Origin of the sequence: Phenylobacterium sp. (assembly GCF_037138395.1) — a bacterium.
In the GTDB taxonomy this organism is placed as follows: Bacteria; Pseudomonadota; Alphaproteobacteria; order Caulobacterales; family Caulobacteraceae; genus Phenylobacterium.
Genome location: NZ_JBAXIM010000165.1, coordinates 1 through 5,285, shown reverse-complemented (window position 1 = coordinate 5,285; position 5,285 = coordinate 1). Strand labels below are relative to the sequence as shown.

The window sequence follows — 5,285 nt, the reverse complement described above, 5'->3', positions numbered from 1 at the left end:
GGCTTAGACGAATCCATCGGCTCAATAGGTTGCGCCGTGAATTCGTCAACAGGTTGCACCGTGAATTCGAAGGAAAGCAGATCGGTCCTGCCGCCCTCGTATTCATGAGGCTTCTGAGGCTCAAGGTAGATCGTCTGCGGGTCGTCGAACGCGTAGAATTGTTCCTCAAACGAATTCCGCCAGCCCTCGAATTCAATCTCGAGCCCCATCATGACGCTGGAGCGCTCCAGCCACCGTGCCCAGAGCCAATTAACACGTTCTCTGGACAAGTTAATGACCAGGAAGATCATGTCGGCCTCGTTCTCGCGCGCACGAAAGTGAGACAGAAAGCCCCCGAGCTTCTCCTCGTCATCATGGACCTGAAGGACCAACTCGCCCTCGTAGGAACGGACCCCGTCTTCCGATATGAAGCCGAGGGATCGGCTCCAGCCGTAACGGAGGCTTCCTGATATTCTCAACCGCTCACCATCGCGCTCGTGGGCGAGAAGGCTAGGCCTGCTCTCAGCGTTGATGACGGTTCTGCTCGTCGCCACGAACTTGATGTCCATGACCTCGAAGCCAAGGCTTTTCCGATAGCGGTAATAGGTCTTCGCCTTGTCGGGCTCCGTCCCTGACGCCTCACGATACCTTTCGCCTTCTTTGGTTAGCTTCACTGCTGACCCTCACCCCAGTTCCGCCACCGCGCGTGCCGCCATGTCGATGGCGATGTCGGTGTAAGCGCCATTGCCGCTGTCGGAATTGGCGATGGCGATGCGGCCATGGCGCTGCCGGGCGATGATGTGCGGCATCTGGTCGGGCGGCACTTCGGGTTGCCACAGATAATTATACTCCGGCGCATAGCCATGCGGCCAGCGGTTGACGGTGATTGCCATGATGTCGCGCGTCACATCCAGGCCATGGCGGCCAAACATGGCCTGCAATTGTGCGCGAATCTCCCGCTCGAAGGTGCTGAACGGCGTTGCCAGCAATTCGGCGCGCCCCGCCTTGGCCTGGTCATGTTCCGACAGGCCGGGCTCGCAGGGGGTGCGGACCAGGAACAGCAGCGCGGGCTGGTCAGGGTCACGCTCGGTCCGGTAATCGCCAATGTCCATCGGCCAGTTCAGCATAACGCTGGTCCAGTAACTGCCGGGGCAGCGCACCCGCCACACCCCGGCCTGCACCAGTGGTCGCCAACGCCGCACCGCCACGCTGGTATAGACCAGCGGGCCCTTCACCAGGCTGTGCATGGCTGCGGCCTGCGCCGCCGGCAGGTCGGGCACCAGGTGCGGGATCATGGCATTCCAGCAGGCCAGCACACAGCCGCCGGCGCGGGCGCCGAACATTTGCCCGCTGGTCATCCAGGTGACGGCAACGCCATCACCGCTGTTTTCAGCGTGCAGCACCGTGCTGTTCAGCCGGATGTTCACCATGTTGCCGGGCGCATCCAGGCGGGCATAATCCAGGCGCGCGGTCACCGCATCTTCCGGCGTGGTGCCGGGCAGGCTGCCGGGCACCAGCGCCCGCACCAGCAGCCGGGCGATGCTGGCGTTGCCATCGGGGAAGTGGAACGTGTCTGACCCGCCCTCCACATAACCGGCGGGGGTGAAGCTCATGCGCGGATGCGATTTGGGCAGCAGCCCTAGCCCGGCAAAGCCCGGCAGGCCAAAGCCCCAGGCATCCAGCGCGCTGACCGCATCGGCACCCGCGCACCATTCGCCCTGGGTGCGGCTTTGATACCAGGCCATGGCCGTGGGGCCGATATGATGATGGTTCAGCAGCCAGTCCCGCCAGCTGAGGCGGGACAGATAGTCCTTCTTGCCGGCATCATCCTGCCCGGCCAGCAGGTCGGTCGTGTCAGTCTGCACGCGGATGATGTCGGCGCGGGCGGCGGCATCCAGCGGGGCATTGGCCAGATAGGCTTCCCACTCCGCCGCGCTGGCGCCCTCGTCGGCGGGGGTGCCAACCAGCAGCGCATCCTGCCCGAAATAGGCAGAATTCAGAAACACCGCATTCTTCAGGCCCTGATAGATCGTCGGCTGGTAACTCGCCTGCCGCAACTTCGTCGGCTGGATGCCCAGCGCGGCCAGCAGCCCGGCGGCTGTGACGCTGTAGGGGCGCGGGCTGTCGATTTGCAGGGTGCCGCCGTTCAGCAGGTGCAGCTTGCCGTTCAGCCAATATTCGTTGCGCCGGGCATGACCGCCAATATCGTCGTGATTGTCGAGGATGAGGATGCGCGCCTTAGGGTTGCGCTGGCGGGCGAACCAGGCGGCGGACAGGCCTGACATGCCGGCGCCCACGATGATCAGGTCAAAGCGTTCGCCGGTGTTTATCGCCCCGGCCTTGGGCGCCAGCCCGTCGCGCAGGGCATGGGCGGCTTCAAAACTGCCCGGCGCGCTGCCGCGCAGGCCGTGCAGCAGGGGTGGATAATAGCCTGGCGGCAGGCCCGGCACTGCCGTTGCCGCCTGCGCCGCCCTGGCGGCGCCCCCGGCCAGGCCCAGTGCCGCCAGCATGGCGCCGCCGCCCAGCAGATCGCGCCGATCGATGTTGGCGCACATTCCCAACCTTTGGCCCAGCCTTTGATCTAGCCTGTCCCGCATGGTCATCCCCCCAGCCCCTGGGCAGCGCATGGCGACGCGAAGAGTGCGAATCCAAATGTCAAACGCGTCCACCGCATCCCTCAATCTCCTCCAACCGAGTTTGCCCAGATCTCTAACTGACTATGGCCTCGGAACTTCCGCAAACACCACCACGTCCCCGTCCCGCCGGTCGTTCATGCCCGCGTACGCGGATGAGATCCCTGCCTTGAGATCGCCGCCTTGGCGGGCGAGGGTCGGGAATGACCCCATCCCCACGCCCCCTCGCTTTGATCACCGGCGCCTCTTCCGGCCTCGGCGCGGAGTTCGCCCGGGCCTATGCGGCGCGTGGCCATGACCTGCTGATCACGGCGCGCCGCCTCGACCGCCTGCAGGCCCTGGCGGCGGAGCTGGGCGCCCGGCATGGGGTCGAGGTCACCTGCGTGGCGGCCGACCTGGGCGTTCCGGACGCCGAACACTCCCTCCTCGAGGCCCTGGAGTCCCTTGGCCGCTCCGTCGACGTCCTGGTCAACAACGCCGGGTTCTCGATTCCCCAGAGCTTTGCCGGGGTGTCCTGGGCGCGGCAGAGGGACTTCCTCATGACCCTGGTGGTTGCTCCCTGCGCCCTCGCCCACGCGGTCCTGCCCGGGATGGCGGCCCGAGGGTCGGGGCGGATCCTCAATGTTTCCTCCCTGGCCGCCTTTGCTCCCGGCGCGGCGGGCCACAGCCTCTATCCGGGCGCCAAGAGCCTGATGCTGACCTTCTCCGAGGCCCTGGATGCGGAATACCGGGGCCGGGGGGTGAAGGTGACCGCCGTCTGTCCGGGCTTCACCCGCACCGGCTTCGCCGAGGCCAATGCGACCGCCCACCTGATGGAAGATGCGCCGCGGCTCTTCTGGCAGTCGGCGCAGACGGTGGTGGCCGCGGCCATCGCCGGCAACGAGGCGGGCAAGGTGGTGGTCATCCCCGGCTGGCACAATCGGCTGGCGGCGGCCCTGCTCAGCCATCTGCCCCGGGGGCTGGTCCGGGCCGTCGTCCGGGCTGGGTCCGCCCGCTATCACCTGGGAGACTGACATGGCCCGGCGCTACGACGTCATCATCATCGGCTCCGGTGCCGGCGGCGCCACCCTGGCGCAAAGGCTGGCGCCCAGCGGCAAGTCGATCCTGATCCTCGAGCGGGGCGAGCACCTGGTCCGGGAGGCCGAGAACTGGGACGCCAAGGCCGTTTTCGTGGACCACCGCTATCGCACCCGGGAACAGTGGCTGGACAGCGAGGACCGCCCCTTCACCCCCAACACCCACTACTGGGTGGGCGGCAACACGACCTTTTACGGCGCGGCCCTCATGCGGCTGAGGGAGAGCGACTTCCAGGAGGTCCGCCACGCCGGGGGCCTGTCCCTCGCCTGGCCGATCAGCCTGACCGACATGGCCCCCTACTATGCCGAGGCCGAGACCCTCTGGCAGGTCCACGGCGAACGCGGCGTCGACCCTACGGAGTCCGGCGGCGAGCCGCCCTATGCCTATCCGCCCATCCATCACGACCCGGGGGTCGCCCGCCTGCGGGATCACTGGGAGGCCCAGGGCTGGAGACCCTTCCACCTGCCGGTCGGGGTGAAGCTGGATGAGGCCAACCCGGTCACCTCAGCCTGCATCAAGTGCCACACCTGCGGCGGCTTTCCCTGCCTCCTCAAGGCCAAGAGCGACGCCCGGACCCTGGCCATCGAGCCCCTTCTCGACCTGCCGAACGTGACCCTGCTGACCGGTCGCAAGGTCGAGCGCATCGAGACCGACCCGAGCGGCCGGACCGCCACCGCCGCAGTCTGCCAGGTCGCCGGTGAGGAAGAGCGCTGGGAGGGCGACATCATCGTCGCCGCGGCCGGGGCGGTGAATACGGCCGCCCTCCTGCTCCGCTCCCACGCTGCCGCCCATCCGAACGGCCTGGCCAATGGCTCAGACCAGGTCGGACGCAACTACATGTTCCACACCCTGACCGCCCTGGTGTCGATCACGGCGGCCCCGGCCGACATCCGGTTCCCCAAGACCCTTGCTGTGAACGACTTCTACCATCGCGACCCGCGCGGCGGGTTCGACTTCCCGATGGGGCACATCCAGATGCTGGAGTACATGAACGGCCAGACCCTGGAGGGCCAGGTCGCGGACTGGCTGCCCCCGTCCCTTGTGCCCGACGTCTTCACCAACGCCCTGGCCGAGCGCCTCCTGTCGATGATGGTGATCTCGGAGGACCTGCCCCTCCCCGGGAACCGGGTGACCCTGACCCCGACCGGACAGATCCGGTTGTCCTACCAGCACAACAACCTCGACGGTCACGAGCGCCTGGTGAAGACCCTGCGGGCCTCACTGGACGGCTTCGCCGACCACCACCATCCGATCTCCCAGCGCCACGTCCAGCTCGACAGCCTCCTGCCCCTTTACGGCACGGCCCACCAGTGCGGCGTCGTCCGCTTTGGTTCCGACCCGACGAGCTCGGTGCTCGATCCCTGGTGCAAGGCCCATGAAGTCGACAATCTCTATGTCGTCGATACCTCTTTCTTCCCGTCCTCCGCCGCGGTGAACCCCACCCTGACCACGGTTGCGAACGCCATGCGGGTGGGGGACCATCTGCTCGAGCGGCTGAGATAGGCGCGCCGCGAGGCGGTTTCGCCCCGCCCTACGGCTACCGCGCCCTTCCAATCCCCGCCCCGGCCGGTGTAGGGGTCCCGGCCATGACGACAG

At 66.9% G+C, this 5,285-nt stretch carries 4 protein-coding genes; 2 read left to right on the top strand and 2 right to left on the bottom strand.

Translation table 11 applies throughout. From position 1 onward, the window contains the following. Both WCJ52_RS11350 and WCJ52_RS11345 read right to left on the bottom strand, forming a co-directional pair. Positions 1-653: hypothetical protein (locus WCJ52_RS11350; protein ID WP_336903420.1), on the bottom strand; the 653-nt coding region annotated here is incomplete at its 3' end. Positions 654-662: 9 nt separating this feature from the next. Further along, on the bottom strand, positions 663-2,534 hold the full coding sequence (locus tag WCJ52_RS11345) for an FAD-dependent oxidoreductase (RefSeq protein ID WP_336903419.1): 1,872 nt from the start codon (positions 2,532-2,534) through the stop codon (positions 663-665). A 281-nt stretch (positions 2,535-2,815) separates the two neighbouring features. On the opposite strand from WCJ52_RS11345, the gene WCJ52_RS11340 reads away from it, so the two are divergent. Continuing rightward, complete coding sequence (locus WCJ52_RS11340) at positions 2,816-3,625, top strand: SDR family oxidoreductase (RefSeq protein WP_336903418.1); 810 nt, start codon at positions 2,816-2,818, stop codon at positions 3,623-3,625. A gap of 1 nt (position 3,626) precedes the next feature. Next, positions 3,627-5,192 carry a GMC family oxidoreductase gene (locus WCJ52_RS11335; RefSeq protein WP_336903417.1) on the top strand — a complete coding sequence of 522 codons (1,566 nt, stop codon included), beginning with the start codon at positions 3,627-3,629 and terminating at the stop codon, positions 5,190-5,192. Positions 5,193-5,285 lie beyond the last annotated feature (93 nt).

Coding starts and splice junctions, on each gene's coding strand:
- WCJ52_RS11340 (WP_336903418.1), top strand. CDS start 2,816: ATGACCCCATCCCCACGCCCCCTCGCTTTGATCACCGGCGCCTCTTCC.
- WCJ52_RS11345 (WP_336903419.1), bottom strand. CDS start 2,534: ATGTGCGCCAACATCGATCGGCGCGATCTGCTGGGCGGCGGCGCCATG.
- WCJ52_RS11335 (WP_336903417.1), top strand. CDS start 3,627: ATGGCCCGGCGCTACGACGTCATCATCATCGGCTCCGGTGCCGGCGGC.